21 protein-coding genes are annotated in these 23,050 nt (G+C 73.3%); 11 read left to right on the forward strand and 10 right to left on the reverse strand.

Features of this window, described 5'->3' with window-relative positions:
• Nucleotides 1–984 precede the first annotated feature (984 nt).
• The 4 genes from AB0D01_RS27560 (at nucleotide 985) to AB0D01_RS27575 (ending at nucleotide 7,356) form a co-directional block, all read left to right on the forward strand.
• Nucleotides 985–2,313, forward strand: coding sequence for an MFS transporter (locus tag AB0D01_RS27560; RefSeq protein WP_363059828.1), 1,329 nt, complete (start codon nucleotides 985–987; stop codon nucleotides 2,311–2,313).
• A 118-nt stretch (nucleotides 2,314–2,431) separates the two neighbouring features.
• Complete coding sequence (surE, locus tag AB0D01_RS27565; RefSeq protein ID WP_363059830.1) at nucleotides 2,432–3,382, forward strand: 5'/3'-nucleotidase SurE; 951 nt, start codon at nucleotides 2,432–2,434, stop codon at nucleotides 3,380–3,382.
• 273 nt (nucleotides 3,383–3,655) lie between these two features.
• Nucleotides 3,656–5,788, forward strand: a complete 2,133-nt coding sequence (locus AB0D01_RS27570; protein WP_363059832.1) for a DUF4139 domain-containing protein — start codon at nucleotides 3,656–3,658, stop codon at nucleotides 5,786–5,788.
• A gap of 8 nt (nucleotides 5,789–5,796) precedes the next feature.
• A complete protein-coding gene (locus AB0D01_RS27575) occupies nucleotides 5,797–7,356 on the forward strand; it encodes a DUF4139 domain-containing protein (protein ID WP_363059834.1) in 1,560 nt (519 codons plus the stop codon).
• A 52-nt stretch (nucleotides 7,357–7,408) separates the two neighbouring features.
• Here AB0D01_RS27575 and AB0D01_RS27580 read toward each other — a convergent pair whose 3' ends face one another.
• Genes AB0D01_RS27580 through AB0D01_RS27590 form a run of 3 tightly spaced genes read right to left on the reverse strand, consistent with a single transcriptional unit; the run spans nucleotide 7,409 to nucleotide 9,614 of the window.
• Nucleotides 7,409–7,984, reverse strand: coding sequence for a TetR/AcrR family transcriptional regulator (locus tag AB0D01_RS27580; protein WP_363059836.1), 576 nt, complete (start codon nucleotides 7,982–7,984; stop codon nucleotides 7,409–7,411).
• Nucleotides 7,985–7,993: 9 nt separating this feature from the next.
• On the reverse strand, nucleotides 7,994–9,418 hold the full coding sequence (locus AB0D01_RS27585; RefSeq protein ID WP_363059838.1) for an amidase: 1,425 nt from the start codon (nucleotides 9,416–9,418) through the stop codon (nucleotides 7,994–7,996).
• Nucleotides 9,405–9,614 (reverse strand): hypothetical protein, encoded by a 210-nt coding sequence (locus tag AB0D01_RS27590; RefSeq protein ID WP_363059840.1) that lies wholly within the window; start codon nucleotides 9,612–9,614, stop codon nucleotides 9,405–9,407. Before AB0D01_RS27590 ends, AB0D01_RS27585 begins: the two co-directional genes overlap by 14 nt.
• Before the next feature lie 171 nt (nucleotides 9,615–9,785).
• Between AB0D01_RS27590 and AB0D01_RS27595 the strand changes: the two genes are divergently transcribed.
• On the forward strand, nucleotides 9,786–10,727 hold the full coding sequence (locus AB0D01_RS27595) for an MBL fold metallo-hydrolase (RefSeq protein WP_363059842.1): 942 nt from the start codon (nucleotides 9,786–9,788) through the stop codon (nucleotides 10,725–10,727).
• 65 nt (nucleotides 10,728–10,792) lie between these two features.
• Here the strand turns inward: AB0D01_RS27595 and AB0D01_RS27600 are convergent, their stop codons facing one another.
• The 3 genes from AB0D01_RS27600 to AB0D01_RS27610 form a co-directional block, all read right to left on the reverse strand.
• On the reverse strand, nucleotides 10,793–11,020 hold the full coding sequence (locus AB0D01_RS27600) for a hypothetical protein (protein ID WP_363059844.1): 228 nt from the start codon (nucleotides 11,018–11,020) through the stop codon (nucleotides 10,793–10,795).
• Nucleotides 11,021–11,462: 442 nt separating this feature from the next.
• Nucleotides 11,463–11,585: a hypothetical protein gene (locus tag AB0D01_RS27605; protein ID WP_363059846.1), complete on the reverse strand. Its 123-nt coding sequence runs from the start codon at nucleotides 11,583–11,585 to the stop codon at nucleotides 11,463–11,465.
• Between the two features lie 191 nt (nucleotides 11,586–11,776).
• A complete protein-coding gene (locus AB0D01_RS27610) occupies nucleotides 11,777–12,601 on the reverse strand; it encodes an AraC family transcriptional regulator (RefSeq protein ID WP_363059848.1) in 825 nt (274 codons plus the stop codon).
• Between the two features lie 217 nt (nucleotides 12,602–12,818).
• Between AB0D01_RS27610 and cpt the strand changes: the two genes are divergently transcribed.
• Complete coding sequence (gene cpt, locus AB0D01_RS27615; protein WP_363059850.1) at nucleotides 12,819–13,352, forward strand: chloramphenicol phosphotransferase CPT; 534 nt, start codon at nucleotides 12,819–12,821, stop codon at nucleotides 13,350–13,352.
• A 157-nt stretch (nucleotides 13,353–13,509) separates the two neighbouring features.
• A complete protein-coding gene (locus AB0D01_RS27620) occupies nucleotides 13,510–15,102 on the forward strand; it encodes an alpha/beta fold hydrolase (protein ID WP_363059852.1) in 1,593 nt (530 codons plus the stop codon).
• 113 nt (nucleotides 15,103–15,215) lie between these two features.
• On the opposite strand, the gene AB0D01_RS27625 is transcribed toward AB0D01_RS27620, so the two are convergent.
• Together AB0D01_RS27625 and AB0D01_RS27630 are read right to left on the reverse strand one after the other, a co-directional pair.
• Nucleotides 15,216–16,694, reverse strand: coding sequence for a branched-chain amino acid ABC transporter substrate-binding protein (locus tag AB0D01_RS27625; protein WP_363059854.1), 1,479 nt, complete (start codon nucleotides 16,692–16,694; stop codon nucleotides 15,216–15,218).
• 4 nt (nucleotides 16,695–16,698) lie between these two features.
• Entirely contained in the window at nucleotides 16,699–18,681 is a 1,983-nt protein-coding gene (locus AB0D01_RS27630; protein ID WP_363059856.1) for a hypothetical protein, read from the reverse strand.
• A 270-nt stretch (nucleotides 18,682–18,951) separates the two neighbouring features.
• On the opposite strand from AB0D01_RS27630, the gene AB0D01_RS27635 reads away from it, so the two are divergent.
• Nucleotides 18,952–19,590: an ATP-dependent Clp protease proteolytic subunit gene (locus AB0D01_RS27635; RefSeq protein ID WP_363059858.1), complete on the forward strand. Its 639-nt coding sequence runs from the start codon at nucleotides 18,952–18,954 to the stop codon at nucleotides 19,588–19,590.
• 1 nt (nucleotide 19,591) lies between these two features.
• Nucleotides 19,592–20,194 carry an ATP-dependent Clp protease proteolytic subunit gene (locus tag AB0D01_RS27640; RefSeq protein WP_363059860.1) on the forward strand — a complete coding sequence of 201 codons (603 nt, stop codon included), beginning with the start codon at nucleotides 19,592–19,594 and terminating at the stop codon, nucleotides 20,192–20,194.
• 42 nt (nucleotides 20,195–20,236) lie between these two features.
• Here the strand turns inward: AB0D01_RS27640 and AB0D01_RS27645 are convergent, their stop codons facing one another.
• Nucleotides 20,237–20,668, reverse strand: coding sequence for a helix-turn-helix domain-containing protein (locus tag AB0D01_RS27645; RefSeq protein ID WP_363059862.1), 432 nt, complete (start codon nucleotides 20,666–20,668; stop codon nucleotides 20,237–20,239).
• A gap of 105 nt (nucleotides 20,669–20,773) precedes the next feature.
• Here AB0D01_RS27645 and AB0D01_RS27650 point away from each other — a divergent pair, with 105 nt between their 5' ends.
• Together AB0D01_RS27650 and AB0D01_RS27655 are read left to right on the forward strand one after the other, a co-directional pair.
• Nucleotides 20,774–21,892 (forward strand): IS630 family transposase, encoded by a 1,119-nt coding sequence (locus AB0D01_RS27650; protein WP_363060025.1) that lies wholly within the window; start codon nucleotides 20,774–20,776, stop codon nucleotides 21,890–21,892.
• 293 nt (nucleotides 21,893–22,185) lie between these two features.
• Nucleotides 22,186–22,497, forward strand: a complete 312-nt coding sequence (locus AB0D01_RS27655; RefSeq protein ID WP_363059864.1) for a GNAT family N-acetyltransferase — start codon at nucleotides 22,186–22,188, stop codon at nucleotides 22,495–22,497.
• On the opposite strand, the gene AB0D01_RS27660 is transcribed toward AB0D01_RS27655, so the two are convergent.
• On the reverse strand, nucleotides 22,494–22,829 hold the full coding sequence (locus AB0D01_RS27660) for a hypothetical protein (protein ID WP_363059866.1): 336 nt from the start codon (nucleotides 22,827–22,829) through the stop codon (nucleotides 22,494–22,496). The two genes, AB0D01_RS27655 and AB0D01_RS27660, sit on opposite strands and share 4 nt — an antisense overlap.
• Nucleotides 22,830–23,050 lie beyond the last annotated feature (221 nt).

Raw genomic sequence — 23,050 nt, forward strand, 5'->3', positions numbered from 1 at the left:
CCTGTGCGAAGGCGTTGATCCGGGTGGTCCGGTAGTCGCCCGGCCCGCCCGCCGCGAGGGTGTCGCTGCCCAGGTAGAAGAGGAGCTCGGCCGGGCCGGCGATGACGACGGGGGGAGGCCACACGCCCCCGCGCCGTATGCGGGTAACGCGAGTAACCACCCAGGGCTTCCCGGCGGGTAACGCGAGTAACCGCCGAGGGCTTCGCTGCGGGCCCACCGGGCCCCGACGCCGACACGCCCACCACCGGCTCGCGGCGGCATCTTCGTACGCGGACCCGCCCCGTACGGCACCCCGTGACGTGGATCGGCACGCACACGATCCGGTCCCGGTCGGCGGTCGCACGGGGGAGGGCGCGCCCTGCCGCGCCGGGCCGTGGCGGACCGGGCAGGGCGCGAACCGTGCAGGGCGCGGACTCCTCGGCGGTCGGAGTCGACGTGGACACCGGGGCGTTCGGGGCAGTGGGCGGCGACCGGGTGCCCACCACGGGCAGCCGACGGGCAGAAGCGGAAGGGCGCGGGGCGCCCTGCGACCGCGCCGGGCACGCGGGCATGACGAGCCGGCCGAGGCCGGAAGCTCCGGGAGCGTCGCACTGACGGCACGGAGTATCGCGGATGCGTCACCGCCGACACAAGGGCAACAACGACACGCGCGACGATCGCGCCCGTCAGGGCGACCGTCGATTGGTTACACGTGTTCCACGTGCGATTACTTTCTCGGTCACAATGCGCGAATGGGCGTGCGCGAACCCTGGCGGGGGCCGGAAATGGGTGCTACACAATGACCTAGCGCCGTCGGTGACACGTGTAACAACACCCCGCCGGCACCACTGCGCGCCGCGGTACCGGCCACCCCTGCCGTCCCCGCTCCCGCTCGCACGGCGTCTCCCCACCCCTCCCCTCGTTCCGCCCCACCCGCGAAGCGGAACGAGTGTGCCGCCGCCCCGTGCCCCACCACCTCCCCGCTCCGTCCCCGAGGAGTCGTTCATGGCCACGCACGAGCTCACGGGTCCCCTCGACCCACTCGACCCGCCCCACCCGCCCCCCGCGCCCGCAGCCGTCCGCGATTCCCCCACGGCGGACCCCAAGACCACCACCGCCACCGCCACGGAGCCGGACGCACCTCGCCAACGCGGGCTCCTGCTCCTGCTGTTGCTCGCCAACTCCGCGATGATGGCCGTGTACATGGGAGTCGGCTCCGTCCTCCTGCCCACCCAGGTCGCCGCGATCGCCCCCGACGACAAGGTCGCCGTCCTCGGCATCGTCGGCGGCGTCAGCGCCGTCTTCGCGACCGCCTTCAACCCGATCGCCGGCGCCCTCTCCGACCGCAGCGGCCGCCGCAACCCCTGGATCCTCGGCGGAGCCTTCGGCGCCCTCCTCGCGCTGGCCCTCCTCGGCAACGTCACCACCGCCCTGCTCGTCGGCATCGGCTGGTGCCTGGTCCAGGCGACGATGAACACCTTCCAGGCCGCCGTCACCGCGATCGTGCCCGACCGCGTCCCCGCGGCCCGTCGCGGCACGGCCTCCGCCCTGGTGGGGCTGGGCATGCCCATCGGCGGCACCGCCGGCGTCCTCATCGCCTCACAGACCGCGGCGCACCCGCGTACCGGCTATCTGGTCCTCGGCGCGATCGTCGCCGCGTCCGCCCTCCTGCTGTCCCTCCTCTGCCGTGACACCGTCCGCGCCGAGCCCGCGCCGCGCACCTCACCGGCCGGCCAACTGCGCTCCTTCCTCTCCTCGTTGGCGAACCAGGACTTCCGTTGGGCCTTCATCGGCCGTGCCCTGATGGTGTTGGGCTACTTCTCCGTCGTCGGCTACCAGCTGTACATCCTGGGCGACCACATCACGCTGCCCGACGGGCTGACCCCGCCCGCCGCCCTCGCGATCCTGACACCGGTCTCGATGGTCGCCGTGGCCCTGTCCACCGTCATCGGCGGTCTGCTGTCGGACCGTTGGAACCGCCGCAAGGTGTTCGTCGGCGTATCGGCCGCCCTCGCGGGGCTGGTGATGGTGGTCCCCGTCGTCAGCCCGACCTGGACCGGCATGCTCGTCTTCAGCGCGTTGAACGGTCTCGCCTTCGGTTGCTTCATGGCCGTCGACACCGCGCTCGTCACCCTGGTCCTCCCCCGCGCCGAGGACGCGGCGCGGGACATGGGCGTCCTCAACATCGCGAACGCCGGACCCCAGATCGTCGCGCCGTTCGTCGCGTCCGCCGTGGTCACCGCGCTGGGCGGTTACACGTCCCTGTTCCTGGTCGGCGGCGCCCTGTCGCTGATCGGCGCGCTCGCCATCCTGCCGATCCGCGGCGTGCGCTGATCCCTTCCGACTCCGGCGGGTGCGTGCCGAGGGTCGCGCGCCCGCCGGTCCCGCGGCACCGCGGGACCCTCACCCCTCCCCCTCCACTCCCCCTTTTCCCACCTCCAAGGAGCCTTCCGTGAGACACCACCGCGTACTGCCGCCCGCCCTGTTGCTCGTGTGCACCGCGGCCCTGGTGGGCACCGCCCCCGCGGTCGCCTCGCCCGGGACCGCCGGCGCCCCCGACTCCACCCCCGCCGCGTCCGCGAGGTCCGCGCGGCCGACGGCTCCGCTGCGGATCCTGCTCACCAACGACGACGGCTACGACGCTCCCGGCATCCGCAAGGCCTTCGAGCGGCTGACGGCCGCCGGGCACGACGTGACCATCGTCGCCCCGCTCACCAACCAGAGCGGTACGGGGACCAAGATCACGAGCGCCCCCACGGTCACGGTGAAGCACCCCGAGCCCAAGGTGTGGGCCGTCGACGGCACTCCCGGCGACTCGGTGTCCTTCGGTCTCGCCGAGGTGTTCGCGGGACGCGCCCCCGACCTGGTGGTGTCCGGCACCAACTTCGGCCCGAACGTCGCCGGTCTCGCCACCCACTCCGGCACCGTCGGCGGCGCCGTCACGGCGCTGGAGTCCGGGGTCCCCGCCATCGCGCTGAGCACGGGCGGCCTCTCGGTGCCCGACCCGGTCACCACCGTCAACGCCATGGGCCCGACGCTCGACTTCGCGGTCAAGCTCATCGACCGGCTGCGGACCCGGGCGCGCACCGGCCCGCTGCTGCCCGAGGGGGTGGGCCTGAACGTGAACCACCCCGTCGTCGGCGCCGACGGCAAGGGGACCGCGGCCGGGGTGTCCACCACCTTCCAGGACCCCCAGACCCTCCTGCGACCGGACTTCACCGACTCCGGGGACGGCACCTGGAAGGTCGAGGTGAAGGTGGACCTGCGTCCGGCCGCGAAGGGCGGCGACGTGGAGGCGGTGGGCGCCGGCCGGATCGCCGTCAGCCCGATGAGCGCCGACTGGAACACCGGGACCGTCGATCACGTCACCACCGCGGCCCTCCTCGCCGGTATGCGTCCGTGACCCCGGCGGCCCGGGCGCGCCGGGGCCGGCGCGCGGGGCCCGCCACGTGGCCGGAATCCCGACGGGGCACGGGAGTCGACCGGCGTGCCCTACGTCGTGATCCCGGTCGGTCGGGCCCGCCCGAGTGCGCCGCGTGAGCCCGTAGGACATCGCGGACCGTCGTGGGTCGCGCCCGGGCACCCCTCACCGGGGGGTGGGTGGTGCCCGGCCTGGGGGGTCGGGCGGGCGTCGGCGTAGGCTTCGCCCAGGTACGGAGGCAAGGGGGCGGAACGCATGGCGGCCGATGCGGCACAGAGGTGGGACTCGACCCTCGATTCGGTCGTGGTGTACGCGCAGGGGGCGCTGTGTCGTCGCCTGGCCCGGGGCAGGGTGCCGGCGGACGGACGGGTGCGGGTGACGGGGCTGCCCCGTTCCCTGGATCCGGGTTCGCTGCGGGTCAACGTCCTGGGCGGCTCCGTAACACGTGTTACCGAAGCGCGTGTCGAGGTGGAGGCCGAACTGGCCGGCGCGGACGCCCCCGACGCGCTGCGGCGCGAGGTCGAGCGGCTGGACGAGGCGTACGCTGCGGCGCGGGGCCGACGGGACCGGCAACTGGGCGTGATCGAGGAGGTCCAGGCCCTGCGCCCGGTGCCGCCTCCGCGCAAGCGCGAGGACGCGCGGCACCGTCGCACCCCGGTCGACGCCTGGCTGGACCTCGCCGGGTTCGTCGACGAGCGGCTGGAGCGGCTACACGTGCGACTCGTCGAGCTGGAAGAGGAGCTGCGCGTTCTGGAGCACGAGCGCGCCGTCGCGAGCGACCGGCTCGCCCGCGCCTCCACCGACGCGCCCGCCCCGCACGTGGAGACCACCGTCTGCGCGGTCGTGACCCTCGACGCCGTCACCGGGACCGACGCGGCCACCGATACCGACGGTGCCGAGCCGGAGCGGGAGCTGGAACTGGAGCTGGAGTACGGGGTGCCGGGCGCCGTCTGGGTGCCGACGTACCGCCTGGGCCACCGTCAGGGCGACGACACCGGGCGGCTGGTGCTCCGCGCCTCGGTCGCGCAGCGCACCGGGGAGGACTGGAGCGGCGTGCGCGTCGCCCTGGCCACCGCCGACCTGCGGCGCCGCACCGACCTGCCGAGGCTCCGCTCGGTGCGCGTCGGACGCCGTCAGCCCGACCCCGCGCCGTCCGGCTGGCGCGAGCCCCCCGCCGGACTCGCGGACCTGTTCGCGGGCTACGAGGCGGCCGGCCCCCGCCCGGGCCCGCTCCCCGGCGGCGCGCTCCCCGGCGGCGCGCCCGTCGCGGCCGGCCCCGTACCGCTCCCCGTGTCCGCTCCCGTGGCGCCGACGCCACCGCCGGCCCCCCAGGCCTACGGGGCGCCGCCGCCCGCGCCCCGGGCTCCGGGCGCCGCCCCCGGCGGGGCCGCGCACGTCGCGCCGTCGGTCCGGGCCCGTACGGGCGCACGGCCCGGCGGCGGCCCCTTCGCGGGCGGCTCCGCAGTGGCCCCGTCCGCACCGTCCGCCCCCTCGGGCCCCGCGCCGACGGCGCCGCGCCCCGTGGCGCCGCCCGCGGGTCCGCCGCGGCCCGGCAACGGCGAACTCGACTACGCCGCCCTCGTGCTGCGCGGCCCCGACGAGCAGGGTGGCCGCCGCGGCCGACTGTTCCCCGGGGCGCCGTTCGATCCGGTGGCCTCGGAGTACCGTCGCCGCGCCGAGTCGGTGTCGGCGCTCGCGCTGCCCGGACACGCCGTGCGTCCCCGCGAGTCGGCGGGTTCCTTCGACCACCGCTTCGACGCCGCCGCCCGCGCCGACATCCCGTCGGACGGCACGTGGCACACCGTCACCGTCGGCGAGATCCCGGTCGGGCTGCGCACGGAGTACCTGTGCGTGCCGTCCGTGGAGCAGACCGTGTACGCGACGCTGGTCCTCTCCAACGCCACGGACCAGGCCCTCCTCGCGGGCCCCGTGGAAGTCTCGGTCGACGGCGCGTTCCTGTTGACGGCGGCGCTGCCCACGCTCGCGCCCGGCGGCGTCCGCCGGGTGGGGTTGGGGCCGGCCGAGGGCGTCCGGGTCGTCCGTCGTACGAACCTGTACGAGTCGACGTCGGGGCTGCGCAACAACACCACCGTGCTCGACCACCGCGTCCACGTGGAGCTGGCCAACCGGCTCGCGCGGCCGATCACGGTCGAGGTCCGCGAGCGGGTCCCCGTCACCTCCGAGCAGGACGTGCGGATCGAGGAGCGGGCCGACTGGAGGACCCCGGAGACCACCGGGTCCGAGCACGGCGCGGCGGAGCACCACGCGCCGGGCACCCGCGTCTGGCGGGTGGACCTGCCCGCCGGCGCCACCACCGCCCTCGAAGGCGGCTACGAGATCCGCATCCCGACCGGCAAGGCCCTGGTCGACGGCAACCGCAGGAGCTGAAGAACGCCATGACCACGGCATCCGAGCCGATCGCGCTGCCCGTGACCGCCGTCACCTGCCTGGAGGACCGCGCCCACGTCGAGCGTTCCACCGTGCTCGATCTGGAGGCCGGCGTACAACGGCTGCGGCTGGGGCCGGTCAGCGCGCTGGCCGTCGACCGGACCCTCCACGCCGAGTTGACGGCCGATCACCCGGCGAGCGTCCTCGACGCGCGGATCGTCCGCACCTGGACGCCGCGCGGTCCGCTGCCGTCGGCCGACGACTCCGCCGTACGCCGTCGCGTGCGCGCCATCGAGGAGGAACGCCTCGCCCTGGACCGGCGGCGCGACCGGCTGCGCGCCCGCCTCGACGCGCTGGGCCGGCTCGCCGCCGATCTGCTGCGGGAGATCGGCGAGGGAGCCGGCCACGGGGAGAGCGAGGCGGAGCGCTGGGCCCGCGAGCTGGACCGGGTGGACGGGGAACGCGACGCGTACGGCGAGCGGCTGCGCGCGGTGGAGGCCGAGTCGGCCGCGCTGGGCGGCGAGCTCTCGGCGGCGCAGCGGGCCCTGGAGCCGGCCGAGGAGCGGCCCGCCGAGCTGGTGGGCCACATCGAGCTGACGGTGGAGTCTGCGGTCGCCGGCCCGGTCGGGCTGGTCGTGGGTCACCTCACGCCGTGTGCCCTGTGGCGGCCCGCCTACCGTGCGGTGCTCGACGGGGACGCGCTGACGCTGGAGACGGAGGCGGTGGTCTGGCAGCGTACGGGCGAGGACTGGTCGGACGTACGGCTGACGTTGTCGACGGCCCGGTCGGCGCTGGCCGGCGATCCGCCGCGGCTGGAGGAGGACCGGCTGACGCTCAAGGAGCGTACGGCCGCCGAACGGCGCACCGTGGACGTCGAGTTGCGCGAGGAGGAGATCGGGGACCTCGGCTCGGCCCCGGTCGTGGGTCTGCCGGGCGTGGACGACGGCGGCGAGGCGCGGGTCCTGCACGCGCCCGCGCCGGTGTCGGTGCCGTCGGACGGGCGCGCCCACCGGGTGCCGCTCTCCGCCTTCACGACGGAGGCGGGCAGCGAGTACGCGTGCGCGCCCGAGCTGTCGCCGCTGGTCACGCAGGTGGTGCGGTTCGGCAACCGGTCCGGTCACGCGCTGTTGGCCGGACCGGTGGACCTGGTGCGCGGCAGCGGGTTCATCGGCCGCGGCACGCTGGACTTCACCGCTGCGGGCGCGACGGTCGAGTTGGCCTTCGGCAGCCGCGACGACCACCGGGTGGTGCGCTCGGCGGAGGAGACCCGGGAGTCCACGGGCCTCACCCAGCGGACCGTGGTCACGCGCACCGTCCGGTTGCACCTGTCGCGGTTCTCGGCGCCCGGGGAGCGGGACGAGCGGGTGGTCGTCGTGCGGGAGCGGATCCCGGTCTCGGAGGTCTCGGCGGTGGAGGTGCGCCTGCGCGGGGAGGCCTGTTCGCCGGCGCCCGGTGCCGTCGACGGCGAGGGCATCGTCCGGTGGGACGTGCCGCTGCCGCCCGGCGGGCGTCGCACGCTCACCCTGGTCTACGAACTGTCCGCGAGCTCGAAGGTCGTGGGGCTCTGACGCCGCCCCCCGGCCCGGGGCTCGGGCCGGGAAGCGGGCCGGGGATCGGGCTTCACCCGCCGATAGGTTCTTGTGGCCGTCCCAGGCAGGCGTCGACCAGGCGGCGCGCGTACGCGGCGTCCGGCGGGCCCGGCCGGAAGAGGATGCGGTACACGACCGGTGCGACGACGGTGTCGAGGACGGTTTCGACGTCGGGCGCCTCCTCGCCTCGACCGGCCGCCCGTGCCAGCACGACCTCGATCGCCTCGGCGGCGTACTGCGAGCACCGGCCGGCGTTGGCTCCGGTCGCATCGCCCACCAGCGCGTCCCTGAGGTAGGCGCGGCCGACCTCGGAGGCCATCTCCTCGACGAACTGCTCGCCCCAGGCGTGCAGGTCGGACGCCAGGTCCCCGAGGTCGGCCGGTTCGGCGTCGGGCCGCAGGTGTTCGACGGCGACGTCCGAGAGGAGTTCCTGGAGGTCGCCCCAGCGGCGGTAGACGGTCGACGGGGTGACGCCGGCCCGGCCGGCGATGAGGGGGACCGTGAGCGCGGCGCGGCCCACCTCGGCCTCCAGTTCCCGTACGGCGGTGTGCACCGCCTGCTGGACGCGGGCGCTGCGCCCGCCCGGGCGCACCATGGGTCTGGGCATGGGGGCACCTTAACGCAAAGCCGATGCGTCAGTGGGGTTCGGTCGGCCGGCCGGAGCGAGGGTGCGGAGGGGCTCGGCGCGTTCGTACGCGTGTCCCGTGCGCAGGAGGACCGCCTCGCCGAGCGGCCGTGCCATGAGTTGCATGCCGATGGGCAGGCCCTGGGAATCGTGTCCGACGGGGACGGTCAGGGCGGGCGCGCCGGTGATGTTGGCGGGTGCCGAGAGGCGTACGTAGGCGTCGGAGACGGATTCGACGGTGCCGTCGGGCCAGGTGACGCTCTCCTGTCCGGTCCGTGCGGCGGTCATCGGGACGGTGGGGGCGGCGATCACGTCGACGGTGTCCCACAGGCGCTGCCACGCCTGCCGCATGAGGGTGCGTGCCCGCCGGGCCCGCAGGTGGTCGCCGGCGGGCAGGAGTTCGCCGGCTTCGAGGAGGATGCGGACGTCGGGCGCGTAGAGCTCGGGCACGGCCCGGAGGGTGCGCTCGTGGTAGGCGGTGGCCTCGGGGACCATCAGGCCCCACTGGGTCGCCCGGATGTAGCGGGCCATCGGGATCTCGACGCCGACGAGTTCGGCTCCCAGGTCGGCGAGGCGCGCGACGGCCCGTCGGACGGCGGATTCCACCTGCGGGTCGACGTGGTCGAAGTAGTGGTTGTCCGGTACGCCCACGCGCAGGCCGGTGAGGTCCTCGTCGTCGGTCGGCCGGTGATCGACGGCCGGCAGGGGCAGGGAGTCGGGGTCGCGGGGGTCGTGGCCGGCCAGGACCGTGAGGACGAGCGCGGCGTCCTCGACGGTGCGCGCGAGGGGGCCGACGTGGTCGAGCGACCAGGACAGCGGGGTGATCCCGTGGCGGGGGACGAGGCCGAAGGTGGGCTTGAGGCCGACGACTCCGTTGAGGGCGGCCGGTACGCGGATCGAGCCGCCGGTGTCGGTGCCCAGGGCGAAGGTCGCCTGCCCGGCGGCGACGGCGACGGCCGAGCCGCCGCTGGAGCCGCCGGCGACGCGGTGCGCGTGCCAGGCGTTGCGGGTCTGGGGCGTGGTCAGGCCGTAGGCGAACTCGTGGGTGTGGGTCTTCCCCACGAGCACCGCGCCGGCCGCGTCGAGGCGCGCGGCGACGGCGCTGTCGGAGTCGGCGCGGTGTCCGACCCGTACGCGCGAACTCGCGCTGGTCGCCACGCCCGCGGTGTCGATCAGGTCCTTGAGGCCCATGGGAATCCCCTGGAGGGGGCCGGTGTCGCGGCCGGTCGCGAGGTCGCGCTCGGCCCGGCGGGCCGAGCGGCGGGCCCGCTCGGCGGTGACCGTCACGTACGCCCCGAGGTGCGCGTCCGTCGCGTCGATCCGGTCGAGGACGGATTCCACCAGTTCGGTGGGTGACAGGCGTCCGGCGCGGATCTCGCGCGCGCAGGCGGCCAGGGACAGTTCATGCGGTCGCATCGTGGTGCCCCTCCCGCGTGGGGTGGGCGGCGGTCGGGGGCGTGTCGCCGAAGTCGAGCTCGCGCAGGACGGAGACGACGGAGTGGATGTGGTCGGCGGTCGCGGCGACGGCCGCGTGGCGGTCGTCCGCCAGAAGGAGCCCGGCGCGGGCGGCCCAGCGGGCCGCCTCCAGGGGGGTGAGGTGGGCAGCGGACACGGTTGCTCGTTCCTGATCGGGGCGGCGTGGAGCGGCAGTTGGGAGCACCGCCACACCAAAGGCTAACTGTTTGCGTTAAAGCCCGCCAGAGATTACGTTGCCCAAACGCAAAGGAATCGCCTTACCAGTCGTCTTACCCGTCGCCTCATCCGTCACGGAGGACACCCCACGATGAAGACGCCCCCGACCGACCCCGACGCCGCCACCCCCCTCCCCCGCTGGACGGTCGGCGCGATCGCCGTCCACCGGGTGGACGAGGTGCCGCTCCCGCCGGCGACCGGAGCCTGGCTGTTGCCCGCCGCGACCCCGGACCTCGTCGCCGCACAGGACTGGCTCCGGCCCGACTTCGCCGACCCGGACGGCGTCCCGCTCCTGTCCAGCCACAGCTTCGCGTTCACGGTCGGCGGCCTGCGCGTCCTGGTCGACACCGGGATCGGCAACGGCAAGCGGCGCGCGAACCCGGCGTGGAACGACCTGCGCACCGACTACCTGGAGCGCCTCACCGCGGCGGGATACCCCCCGGAATCCGTCGACCTGGTGATCCTCACCCACCTCCACACCGACCACGTCGGCTGGAACACCCGTGAGGAGGACGGCGCGTGGGTCCCCACCTTTCCCCGCGCCCGCTACCTCGTCTCCCGCACGGAGCGGGAGTTCTGGGCCTCCCACCCCATGGACGCCGCGCGCCGGCAGATGTTCCGCGACTCCGTCCTGCCCGTGGAGGACGCGGGACTCCTCGACCTCGTCGACGTCCCCGCGCAGGGCGCCGACGTCGCCCCCGGCATCCGTCTGGTCCCCACCCCCGGGCACACGCCCGGCCACGTCGCGGTCCGGATCACCGACACCGACCGCGGCGCGACGGCGCTGATCACCGGGGACTGCGTCCACCATCCCGTGCAGCTGCCGTACCCGCAGATCGGCAGTTGCGTGGACATCGACCCCGCGCTGTCCGAAGCGACGCGACGGACCCTGCTCGCCTCGCTCGCCGGCGGCGACGTCCTACTCCTGGGCTCCCACTTCCCGCCGCCGACGGCGGGTACCGTCGTGGCCGACGGGCCGGGCCACCGCCTGGTCCCCGTCCCCCCGCGCCCACTGACGGCCGCTCACGACTGACGGCCGGTCACGACAGCACGCTGTACGGCCCGTCGCCGGGTCGCACAGCGTGGCTCCTGGTTCGGTCAGCAGTCGTCGCCGTAGCCTCCGCCCCAGTCGTCATCGTCGTCGTACCAACCACCGTGGCCGCCGTGGCCGTGGTCGTCGTCCCAGCCGCCGCCGGTGACGTACGTGGGGGCGTGCGTCGGGGTCGCCGCAGAAGCGGTACCCGCGGCTCCGAGGGCTGCGCCACCGGCCATCAGGACACCGATGGCGGACACCGCGAACAGTCGCTTCACTCTCAGTGCTTGCATGGTGGAACCCTTCTCGCTCGTTGTCGTGCCACTCCGCTCGCGGCGCGAGATCGGTGGTGCCTCCTCACGCCCCTCGCACCGGAGTGGGCACGGGTGGTGCGGACAGCCGCGTCGATGCGATCAGCGCGTACGCGACGTCAACGCGACCCCGTTGGGCCACGGACCTTTCGAATGGCGCACGCCGTATTTTCAAGCCTCGCGCTTCGGCGCATCACAGCGGGTCGAGGGTGTCACCCGCGGTTGCGGCTCTCAACCACCAATGCTAATCACACGTCGGCGAGCGGGCATCTCGGGCGGGCGATCCGTTCGCCGTCGACCCCCCGCCGACGGTCCGGCCGCCCGTCCCGATCACGGGCTCCACCTGCGGTTTTCCGGGCCTCACCGGAGAAGGGTCGGCGCCCGGTCCCGCGTCGAAAAGCGCGCCGCGGCCCGGCGCGACGGGTCAGCGACCGCCCGTGCCACCCCCCTCCCGGCGGTTGCGGCGGCGCCGGCCGAGGGCTCCCGCCAATCCGATCAGGCCGCCCGTGAGCGCGCCGGCCACGAGGATGCGCAGCAGGTCTTCCATGGAGTGCTCCCCACTCTGGGTCAGGTTCACCGTCGATCGTCGCTCCCCCGGCCCATCGGCCGTCCGGGCGCCTGATCAACTCCGAACGCGGACACTACCGACGTACGAACGGCCTGGCTTGGACGAATCTGACCTCGGGCCGCACCACGTCACGGCGAACGCCTCACCGCTCACGCTTCACCGCTCACACCTCACAGGGACAGGGCCCCCTCCGTCACGCGGGCGGCGGCCATCCGCACCGGGGTGGTCCCGGCCAGGGCGCGGAACTCGCGGTTCAGGTGCGCCTGGTCGTAGAACCCGCAGGCGGCCGTCACTCCGGCCGGGTTCGTCCCGACGCGGGTGAGCAGCCCCACCGCCCGGTGGAACCGCAGCACCCGGGCGGAGGTCTTGGGCGTCAGGCCGACCTGTTCGGTGAACCGGCGCACCAGGTGGCCCTGGCTCCAGCCCACTTCGCTCGCGATCCGGGCGACCTGGATCGCCCCGCCGGTGTCGGACAGCAGTCGCCACGCGTGGCCCACCTCGGGAGCCGGCCGCGGGCCACGCTCGATGCGGGCCGCGAGCGCGAGGTCCAGCAGGTCGAAGCGGGTGGCCCAGTCGCCGGTGGCCGCCATGCGCTCGGCCAGCGCCGCCGCTTCGGGCCCGAGGACGTCGCCGAGCGCCACCACCCTGTTCGTCAGCTCCCTCATCGGCACGGCGAACAACCGGTAGGCGCCCAGCGGTGTCAGTTCGAGCCGGATCGCCTCCTGCCCGCCGGGGTGGTCGCACAGCCGGGGCCCGTCCTCCAGGCCCACGACCAGCGAGCCCGTCACCGGACTGTGCGGATCCCCGGGCCGGCGGACGTGGGAGAACGGCTCGCCCAGACTGATCACCACGACGGCGCGGCCCGTGGGGACCAACCGGGCCCGGTAGGGCGTGGCCCCGGGCTCCTCCCAGTAGCCGGCGTAGCTGTGCAGGAACGGGCGGAACCGGGCGGGCCACGGCCGGGTCACCCGCCACCGACCGCCCACCCGGGTCATCTCGATCCCCCGCCCGGCCCCACCGGTACCTCCGGCACTTCCGGTACCTCCGGCCACTGCGTCCGTCCTTCCCCTCGACCCGGCGCCGCCGCCGGAAACCCGCGTGAGGTGGCGACCGCGATCCCATTAAAGTCAACACGCGTTCGACCACGCCACGTCCGAGCACCGCTCACCCGCGAGCGGGCCGACGCACGACCACGGAAGGCCGGTTCGTCAAGTGAGCACCCACGTCATCGTGTTGAACGGTGGTTCCAGTTCCGGCAAGTCCGGCATCGTCCGCTGTCTGAAGGCCGTCCTCCCCCGGCCGTGGATCAACATGGGCGTGGACGACCTGGTCGACCGGCTCCCGCCCTCCCTGCTCGGCTCGGGCTCGGGCATCTCGATCGGGCAGGGCGGAGAGGTGGTCCTCGGCGACGAGTGGCGCGCCTTGGAGACCGCCTGGACGAAGGGGGTCGCCGCCATGGCCCGGGCCGGCGCGCGCGTCATCATCGACGACGTCTTCCTCGACGGCCGCGACGGCCAGGAGCGGCTGCGCGGCCACCTCGAAGGCCTCGACGTCCTGTGGGTCGGGGTGCGCTGCGATCCCGAGGTCGCGGCGGGCCGGGAGATCGCCCGGGGCGACCGGGCGGCGGGCATGGCCGCGCTCCAGGCCGAGACGGTGCACGCGGGCGTGGTGTACGACGTGGAGGTGGACACCACCCACGCCGAGACCCTCGACTGCGCGCGCGCCATCGCCCGGCACGTGCGCTGACCCGGCTCCGTCGCGCCGAGCGGGACGGGCACCCCGCCCGGCTCGCGCGCGCCGGTGAACCGCGGTTTCGTGGAGACAGAGGCGTACGGGCCCGATGCGGCCGCGTCGGCCGCCGGACCGGGTCCTCGCCCCGAGCCCTGACGGAGGGGAGCGGAGCATGCCCGCACCACGTCCCCCCGGCGGTCGACGCCGCCGCGCGGCGGCCCTCACCGCCGCGCTGGCCTGCTGCTGCGTGCTGCTCACCGGGATCGGACCCGCCGACGCGCCCGAGGCCCCCGCACCGACACCGACGCCGACGCCACCGGTGTCCGTGCCGCGCCTGGACTGGAGCCCGTGCAAGCCCGGCAGCCCCTGGGAGTGCACCACCGCGAAGGTGCCGCTCGACCACGCCGCCCCCGCGGGCCGCACCCTCGACCTGGCCGTCGTCCGACGGCGGGCGGGCGACCCCGACCGTCGCGTCGGCACGCTGTTCGTCAATCCCGGCGGTCCCGGAGGCCCCGGCACCGTGCAGGTGCCGCAGAACTACGACGCCTTCCCCGAGGAGCTGCGGGAACGCTTCGACATCGTCAGCTGGGACCCGCGCGGGATCGGCAACAGCACGGCCGTGAACTGCTTCGACACCCCCGAGGAGGCCAAGGCCTGGGCGGCCCGCCCGCCCGCGGGCTTCCCCGTGGGAGTGCGGGAGCGCAAGGCCTGGACCGACGCGTACGCGGACCTCGGCCGGCGGTGCGAGCGGCGCGACCCGGAGCTGCTGCGTCACGTGTCGACCGCCGACACCGCCCGCGACCTCGACCTGCTCCGCCGCTCGCTCGGCGACCGTCCGCTGAACTACCTCGGCGTCTCCTACGGCACGATCCTCGGTGCCACCTACGCCAACCTCTTCCCCGGCGACGTGCGTGCCATGGTCCTCGACAGCAACATCGCCCCCGATGCCTGGACCGGGGGCGACACCCGGGAGGAGCCCCGCACCACGACCCTCCTGCGCCTGGGCTCCGACCGCACCGCCGCGGCCACCCTGGACCGGTTCCTCACCCTCTGCGGATCGGCTCCCGCGGCCCGCTGCGCCTTCTCGGCGGGCAGCCCCGAGGCCACCCGCGCCAAGTTCGACCGGCTGATGGCAAGCCTCCGGGAGCACCCGGTGGGCCCGTGGACGTACGCCAGGACGGTCGCCGACACGGTGAACAGCCTCTACATCGTCGACCCCGGCTGGTCGGCCCTCGCCGAGCGGCTCCAGGAACTGTCGCGGGGCCGCGCCCCGAAGCCCCCCGTCTACCCGCCGCCGCCCCCGGTCGCCGAGCCGAACCCGTACCTCGGTGACGAGCAGGCGGCGGCCGTCTGGTGCGCCGACAGCCCCAACCCGCGCGACCCCGCCGCCTACCACGGCCTGGAGGAGGACAGCGCCCGACGGTACGGCGACCCGGGACGCTTCTGGACCTGGGCGGCGGAGCCCTGCGCCACCTGGCCCGCCCGGGCCGCCGCGGGCTACTCCGGCCCGTGGAACGCGCCCACCCCGCACCCCGTCCTGGTGATCGGCACCCGCTACGACCCCTCCACCCCGTACACGGGCGCGCAGGCCATGGCCCGCGAACTGGCCGACGCCCGCCTGCTGACGAACGACGGGTACGGGCACACCGCCCTGTTCAACAACGGCAGCGCCTGCGTCAACGCGTACGAGAGCCGCTACTTCGTCGACGGAACGCTCCCGCCCCCCGGCACGGTCTGCCGCCCCGACAAGACCCCCTTCTCCTGAAGGCCCCGCCCCCGGCGCCCGCCTTCCGCCGGCGCACTACCGTGAAGGACGGGTTTGCCGTCGAAGCGCCGCCCGACAGGGGGTCGGGCGGCGGGCCGTCCCGATCGGCGGCGTCACTGCTCCTGCGGCGGCTTGCCCTCCGCCGCCGACACCTCGACGAACTCGACCTGGCCCTTGCGGTCGAGGCGCAGGATCGGGACGGCCTTGTTGCGCGGATTGCCGTTGTTCTGGAAGGAGATGAAGCCGCTTGCCCCGGCCACCTGCTGGGTGCCGTCCATCTGGTGGAACATCCGGGCCACCGCGTCACCGGCGACCTGCCCCTGCCACCGGGCGGCCATCTGGATTCCGTGGGCCGCGGTGAGGACCGCGTCGTGGCCCATCAGCGCCCCGCCGTCCACACGGGGGTCGTGCGGGAACCACTGGTCCAGCAGCCCGCCCGGCTGGAAGTTCTTCGCGGACGGCGCGGACACCGCCTGTGGAGCGGAGCGGTACATGTCGGGGTGGGAAAGGCCCGTGTAGAGCACCTCGATACCCGTCTCGGCGGCGTGGGTGAGCTGCTCGGGGCTCAGGTTGGTCGTGTCGTCCCCGGCGAACACGGTGAACTGCTGGTCGGTGCAGCTGCGGTTGGAGAGCGCGTCGAGGAAGTGGGTGAGGTGCCTGCCGCGACCCGCGAAGTAGACGAGCTGCGGGCGCTGCTGGCACAGCTGCCCCGGGATGTAGCGCAGTTCGTTCTGCCAGGCGCTGCTGACGGAGGAGTCGTAGGTCATCCGCTCGGAGACGAGCCTGTGCTTGTCGCCCTCCTGGAAGGCCTTGGTGAAGGCCGTGCCGAGGGTCGAGGCGTAGAGGTTTCCCTCCGCCACGTCCTGGAGGACGACGGCGGTGGCGACGCCGCGCCGTTTGAGGTAGCCGGCGGCCGCGTACGCCTCGTCCTCGTTGGTGGGGGCGATCCGCACGAAGCCGTTGATGTTCTGGATGTTCGTGGCGGTCATGGTGGCGCCGACCATGGCGATGCCGTTCTCGGAGAGGCGCTGGATGGCCGCGAGGTTCTCCTTGGTGCTGGGGCCCATGCCGGCCACGGCGACGAGCCGGTCGGGGCCGTCCTTGCGGGCGATCAGCTCGTCGACGGTGTGCTTCCACCGCGCGGACCTGCTGCCCGGGTTGGCGATCAGCAGGCGGATCTTGGGAGTGGCGGCGAGGTCGCCCCGGTTGTGACGGTACTGGGCGAGGTAGGCGCCCTGGAGTTCGTGGCGGACGCCCTCGGCCGAGTTGCTGTCCTCGGCCGTGGTGGTGAAGGAGGTGAAGTAGGCGACGCTGACGTACGGTTCCTTGTCGGCGTTGGCGAGGACCCTGCTGTTCTCCTCCTCGATCCGCTTGCTGACGGAGTCGAGGTGCGGGGCGAAGACGTAGGAGCCGTCGGTCACTCCGACGCACTCGTCGTCCGGCCCCTGTTCGACGACTCCGTCCCCGCACCTCGCCTGGCGTTCCTGCAACCAGGCGGCCCCCAGCCAGAACGCGGCGACCAGTACCATGGCGGCCACGGTGGCGAGGGCGACACGACGTACGACGTGCAGGGGCCATTCGAGTCTGGGCACGCGATCAGCCCTCCCAGCCCGCGGTCTGGGGATCACGCCAGTGGCGGTACCGTTCCACTTCGTTGAACAGAGCCACGATGTCGTTCCTCCGAAGTTGGGACAGCTGGGTGTAGCCGTCGGCCATCAGGTCGCCCAGCCGCATGGCCGGGTCGGCGAGCGGATCGCTCCACACCCAGCGGGTGGTCACCAGGGTGTGGATCACGGACTCGGTGTCCACGACGCGCCCGGGACTGCGTGGGACGAGCCCGGCGAGCAGTTCCAACGGGCCGCTGCCGGCGGGTAGTCGGTTCGGCGCGGCGGTGATCGCGTCGAGCTCGGAGATCCACTGCGCGGCCGGTACCGCGATGAAGCGTCGCGCCAGGTGGGCGGTGACCTCCTCGGTCCGCCCGCGGGCGAGCAGGTGGTACATCTCCTGCACCGGTTTGCCCTCGCCGCGGTAGTACTCGGCGAGGAGTTCGTGCACGGCGTCCCACCTGTCCGGACGTGCCGCGAGCCGCCACAGCAGCAGGCGGCGCAGCCAGGGGTGGAGTACGGGAACGACTGCGACCGGCCCGTTCAGCAGCCAGCGGGAACGGACTTCGCCGAACAGGGAATCGTCCGGACTGAGCAGCCGGGTGGCGACCGAGAAGTCACGGGCCGCCGCGCATTCGGCGAGCGTGGCGCGCTGGGTCTCGTCGAAGTCGCGCAGGAGGTGCCCGAGGGCGGTGTCGGCGAGGGAGGCGGAGTCCTCCCCGGCGCGCAGCGGCCGGTCCGGCAGTGTGCGCAGCCAGCGGTCCTGTTGGGGGCCCGAATCCCGAGGGGGCCCGGCCTGGCGGAGTACGTCGAGCACCTGGTGGACCGCACGCGGCAGTCCGCCGGTGAGGCGGTGCACGAAGGGGGTGAGCCGGGTCAGCGGGGCCAGGTCGCTGTTGCCGCCGAGCTGGAGCTCTATCCGGATCCGCACCTCGTCCAGGTTGAGGTCACGCAGGCGCAACGGGTACCACCAGGAGTCCTCGCTGTCGCGAGTCGGCCGATGGGCGTTCCAGTCGGCCAGGGAGGCCCGGTCGGGGCCCCGCAGCTGCCACGGCCAGGACTCGCCGGTGGCCGGGCCCCAGCGGGGCAGCCAGCGGTTGGAACTGGCGACGACGGTCAGCGGGTCACTCGCGTGACCGGCGACGACCGTCTCGTCGTGCCGGGCACGAAGGAGCAGGTCGAGGAATCGGCGGCCGTACTCGGTGTGGGAGTTGTCGAGGAGCAGGAGGTAGGAGCGGGGCATGAAGTTGCGGGTGGTGTTGCGTCTGAGGTCCTCCAGGAAGGCCGAGAAGAGGACGAGGTCGAGCCGCTCCTGCTCGTTCTCGTCGCCCTCGTGGCGCCAGAGGTTGAGCTCCACGAGCGCCTCCATGGGGTCCGCGCTGCGGGTCATGGGGTGGCGTCCGTACCAGGTGGCCCCGGCGGTGAGCCGGCTGCCCGGTCTGCCGCCGAACAGTCCGGGCATGGTGCGGCGGCCACGCCGCAGGGCGTCCTGGAAGAGGGCGTGCGCGGCGGTGGAGGCGCCTTCGGGCATGCCGACCGCGCCCATGGCCACTTCGAAGAAGGCGGCCAGGTAGTCGCCGTGCCGGGCCTCGTTCTCCTCCTGGAACCGGTCGAGCTGCCGCCGCACCTCACGCCGGCCGTCGGGAAGGCTGTGCATGCGCAGCTCCTGGTCGGAGGCGAGCAGGCCGAGGCTGAGCAGCGGGAAGTGGGAACGGCCGTAGCGGGGGAGTTTGCGTTCGAGCTGCCGTGCCAGGAGTCCGAGGGCGTAACGCGGCAGCAGGGACTGGGCCCCGCCGAAGTTGACGAAGGCGAAGGGGTAGTCGGGTCCGAAGCGCTCCATGAGGGCGCTGTGCGCCTCGCTGGCTCCGCTGCCCGCGGGGCCGAGCAGTACGGTCAGGGGCCGCTCGGCCGCCGGGTCCTCCTTCAGGCAGGCGTCGACCAGCGACAGAATGCCGCTGCGGCCTCGCAGGCCCATGCCCGTACCCGGCTCCATCACGCGTGATCCCCCCCGGGACGACGTTTCCGAGAAGTAGAGACTGCCATCCCCGGCCGCGGTCAGACAGGGGTTTCGGCCACTGGAATCGTTTCCGGCGTGGGTGACGAGCCGATCGGATGCGACCGCCGGTGCCATGGCGTCGTGTCCGCCCGTGGCGGATCTGCCGCAGGCAGAGGAACGCCGTTCGGTGGGTTTCCGGGGGCAAGAGTGGAGTCGAACGACGGCATCCCGCCTCGACAAGGAGAAGAGATGACTCCCCTCACCCTGCTCGCGCCCCGATCGGAAGAGGGCGACACGCCGCCCGGCCACTTCGACGACCACCTCGCGGCCAGGCTGCTCGACCAGCGGATCGTCCTCCTCGGCACCCAGGTCGACGAGGTGTCGGCCAACCGGGTGTGCGCGCAGCTGCTGCTGCTGTCGGCACAGGACCCGCGCTCCGACATCAGCCTGTACGTCAACAGCCCCGGCGGGTCGGTCACCGCGGGTCTCGCCATCTACGACACGATGCGGCTCATCCCGAACGACGTCTCGACGCTGGCGATGGGCTTCGCCGCCAGCATGGGCCAGTTCCTGCTCACCGTGGGGACGCCCGGCAAGCGGTTCGCGCTGCCGAACGCGCGGATCATGATGCACCAGCCCTCGGCGGGCATCGGCGGTACCGCCGCAGACGTCGAGATCCAGGCGGAGAACCTCCGGTTCATCAAGAAGGCCGTCGAGCGGATCACCGCCCGGCACACCGGACAGAGCGAGGAGACGATTGCGCGGGACGGCGACCGGGACCGCTGGTTCACGGCCGAACAGGCCAGGGAGTACGGGATGGTGGACCAGGTGGTGGAGTCCCTCGCCGACATCCGCCCGGCCACGCCGCGCCGACGGACGGGGCTGTGACATGGGGTCGTACACGGTTCCCTACGTGATCGAGCGGACCACGCGGGGCGAGCGGTCCTACGACGTCTTCAGCCGACTGCTGAACGAGCGGATCGTCTTCATCGGCACCGAGATCGACGACGGCGTTGCCAACGTGGTCATCGCGCAGCTCCTGCACCTGGAGTCGGCCAACCCGGAGCAGGAGATCTCGATCTATCTCAACTCGCCCGGTGGATCGTTCACTTCGATGATGGCGATCTACGACACGATGACGTTCGTGCAGGCGCCGATCTCCACCTTCTGCGTCGGTCAGGCGGCGTCCACGGCGGCGGTGCTGCTGGCGGGCGGAGATCCCGGGCGACGGTTCGTGCTCCGGCACGCGCGGGTGCTGCTCGGCCAGCCGGCCGGCGGCGGCCGACAGGGGACGGTCTCCGACCTCAGCCTCGCGGCCGAGGAGATGGTCCGCATCCGCTCGCAGGTGGAGGAGGTCCTGTCCCGGCACACGCACCACGACGCGGCGACGCTGCGCGCGGACATGGACCGGGAGAAGGTGTTCACCGCCGAGGAGGCCGTGGCCTACGGGCTCGCCGACGAGGTGCTGAGCCGACGGTCCGCTTTCGTCTGAGCCCGCGTCGGCCGTGGCCGAGGGGCGGGGCGAGCCGGCCGGTCAGGCGGCGAGGCGGAAGCCGTCGTACCGCGCCGTGGGAGACGTGCGGCCCCGGGCCCCCCGGCTCCGGGTGTGCCGGGCCAGCTCGTCACCGACGAGCACGAGCAGCTCGGCGAGGCTGAGCCCGAGGGCCTGGGCGGCGGCTGCGAGGACCTCGGAGGACGCCTCCTTGCGTCCGCGCTCCACCTCCGACAGGTACGGCATCGAGATCCGGGCCGCCTCCGAGACGTCCTTCAGCGTGCGCTCCTGGGCGGACCGCTCGCGCCGGAGCACGGCGCCGACGAGGTCACGCCACAGGGGCTCCCTCGGCGCGTGTGGCCGGGAACCCCCCACGGGTCGCCGCGGGGCGCCGGCCGCCCCGCCGGAACCGGGCGACGGGACCTGCGGGCGCAGGGGGGTGACGCGGGGCTCGTTCGGCGCATGGGTGCTCACCCCCCTCACCCTAGTGCTGTGACCGAGAAGGTTCGCCGGGTTAGCGGTGATGGCGCTGGAGCTGTTTGGATGCGGCCCGACATCCGATCCGGTGTGGGAGGCGCGGTGGCGGAGCCGGTCAAGGTCCGGAGGCTGACCGACCAGGAGGGCCAGCAGTTGCAGCGGATCGTGCGTCGGGGCAGCACGAGCACGGTGCGGTACCGGCGGGCGATGATGCTGCTGGCCTCGGCCGGCGGGAACCGGGTCCCGGTGATCGCCCGGCTGGTCCAGGCCGACGAGGACACGGTGCGGGATGTGATCCACTGGTTCAACGAGATCGGTCTGGGCGCTCTGGACCCACAGTGGGCGGGAGGCCGTCCCCGCCTGCTCAGTCCTGAGGACGAGGACTTCGTCGTCCAGGCGGCCACCACCCGCCCGACCAAGCTCGGGCAGCCCTTCACCCGATGGTCGATCCGCAAACTCCTCGCCTACCTACGGCGAGTTCACGGCCGGGTGATCCGCATAGGCCGTGAGACCCTGCGCTGCCTGCTGGTCCGACGAGGCGTCACCTTCCAGCGCACCAAGACCTGGAAGGAGTCCACCGACCCCGACTACGACGCCAAACTCGACCGGATCGAACACGTCCTGGAACGCTTCCCCGACCGCACGTTCGCGTTCGACGAGTTCGGGCCGCTGGGCATCCGCCCCACCGCCGGCAGCTGCTGGGCCGAGCAGGGCAGGCCGGACCGGCTGCCGGCGACCTACAAGCGCACCCACGGCGTGACCTACTTCCACGGCTGCTACTCGGTCGGCGACGACACCCTGTGGGGCGTCAACCGCCGCCGCAAGGGAACCACCAACACCCTGGCGGCGCTGAGGTCGATCCGGGCCGCCCGCCCGGACGGCGCCCCCGTCTACGTGATCCTGGACAACCTGTCCGCCCACAACGGTAAGAAGGTCCTGCGCTGGGCGAAGAACAACAACGTCCACCTGTGCTTCACCCCGACCAGCACCTCTTGGGCTAACCCGATCGAGGCTCACTTCGGCCCGCTGCGGCAGTTCACGCTCGCCAACTCCAACCATCCGAACCACACGGTCCAGACCCGGGAGCTGCACGCCTACCTGCGCTGGCGCAACACCAACGCCCGCCACCCCCACGTCCTGGCCGCCCAGCGCCGGGAACGCGCCCGCGTCCGCAGCGAGAAGGGGCTCCGCTGGGGCGGCAGACCGGCTGCCGCCGCCTGATCGAGTCTCCCGGCAACCTTCTCGGCACAGCATGAACCTCGGACAATGAGGCCATGCGTATGCGAGAGGTCCGGAGCGAGGGACTGCCCCTGCTCCCGGACATGGAGTGAGCGGCCGGACGGTGCTTCCGCGGCATCGGCATGCCCGAGACTGCGGAGGACGAGCCGCTGCCGCTCGATGAACTCGCCCGGTCCCAGCGGGCGGGACTGGCCTAGGGTCGCCGTCGACGGGTCCGACGCTCCGATGGCCTGTCTCATCGCTGACCGCATCGGCGCAACCGTCACATCGAACAGATGCCGGTGCACCCCGACAGCGCGGGCCAGGGTATCGGACGGTCGCTACTGGACCACCCTGCCGAGCGGGCGGCAGCCCGCAGTGTTCCCGCCCTGGCCCTCACGATGTTCGCGGCCGTGCCGTGGAGTGCCCCCTGCTACGCACGCTGCGGGTTCCAGGTGCTGGACGACGACCTGCTCAGCCCCGGCCGCAGGACATCCGTACGGCTAAGCCGCTCATGGCGTGGACGAGTGGCCGCGGTTGTCCATGCATCGAGGAGCGTGACGGTCCCAGTGGCATGCCGGCCGGCAGCGTCAGCGCTGCGGATCTAGTAGATCTGGCCGGTCTTCGGGTTGGGGTCGCTGCCGTCGCCCAGGCGGGGGGTCTCGTCGGGGTAGAGGTTCTTCTGCTCGGTCATGTTGAAGTAGAGGTAGCCCTCCGGGCAGCGTTCCGGCTGGAGGTTGCAAGCGGCCGTGTGCCTGAGGAAGAGGTGCCCGTCGGCTGTCTTCTCGTAGAAGGTCATGCCGCTGCCGAAGGGGTCTTCGTAGAGGCAGGCGGGTGCCTGCCGCAGGGCGTCCTCGTACTCGGTCCGGTTCCGCGCCGCGTTGAGGGCGCTTTCGGCGGCATCGCTGAGGGTCGCGCCGTTGGGGAGCACGGTTGCCATGAGGAGGTCCTCGGGTTCAGTTGGTGTGGGCAAAGATGATCAACCTCAGCGTAGGGTCCGGTTGCCGACCGTGTCAGCCGAACGCGGAAAGGGTGGCGGCGTCCATCGTCACCAGGACCTCCGGATCGCGGGTCTTCCTGTCCGCCGTGACTGCCCCGGATAACCACGTCCAGGAGCCGGGCGGTGGTTTTCGGAGCCGGAAACACAGGGCATGACCGCCG

The sequence above is a fragment of the Streptomyces sp. NPDC048606 genome, assembly GCF_040650855.1.
GTDB lineage: Bacteria > Actinomycetota > Actinomycetes > Streptomycetales > Streptomycetaceae > Streptomyces.